The sequence below is a fragment of the Arthrobacter saudimassiliensis genome (genome assembly GCF_059090665.1).
The window spans coordinates 1-843 of sequence record NZ_JBNHFX010000008.1 but is presented as its reverse complement, the minus strand read 5'-3'; the positions used below and the strand labels follow the sequence as shown (position 1 = coordinate 843).

Sequence of the window (843 nt, the reverse complement as noted above, 5' to 3'; positions counted from 1 at the left end):
TCGCCCTGTTCAGACTCGCTTTCGCTACGGCTTCCCCACACGGGTTAACCTCGCGACGTAACACTAACTCGCAGGCTCATTCTTCAAAAGGCACGCCGTCACAGCTGCTAGGGCTGCTCCGACGGTTTGTAGGCACACGGTTTCAGGTACTGTTTCACTCCCCTCCCGGGGTACTTTTCACCTTTCCCTCACGGTACTTGTCCGCTATCGGTCATCAGGGAGTATTTAGGCTTACCAGGTGGTCCTGGCAGATTCGCACGGGATTTCTCGGGCCCCGTGCTACTTGGGATACCATCACAAAGCGGCAGCATGCATTACGGTTACGGGGCTAACACCCTCTCCGGCCGGGCTTTCAAACCCGTTCACCTATACACCTGCACTCACCCCACCGGTCCGGCAGAACCAGTACGGACAGTCCCTCAACCCCAGTGATGCAACGCCCGCCGGCTATCACACACCACTGGTTTAGCCTCATCCGCGTTCGCTCGCCACTACTAACGGAATCACTGTTGTTTTCTCTTCCTGCGGGTACTGAGATGTTTCACTTCCCCGCGTTCCCTCCACGCACCCTATGTGTTCAGGTACGGGTCACCCGGTCACGACAAATCGCGCCGGGCGGGGTTTCCCCATTCGGAGATCCTGGGCTCAAACGTCCGGTTATCGACTACCCCAGGCTTATCGCAGATTCCCACGTCCTTCTTCGGCTCCTGATGCCAAGGCATCCACCGTGTGCCCTTAAAAACTTGACCACAAACGATCACAAAAAACAGTTTTTAAGATGCTCGCGTCCACTATGTAGTTCTCAACCAACAACCCCGTCACACCCCGCCACCAACCCCCACC

Annotated in this window: 1 rRNA gene; it reads right to left on the bottom strand. The window is 56.6% G+C overall.

The features are described from left to right. Positions 1–749, bottom strand: a 23S ribosomal RNA gene (locus AC5RV6_RS16930); the annotation flags it as partial. Positions 750–843: the final 94 nt, after the last annotated feature.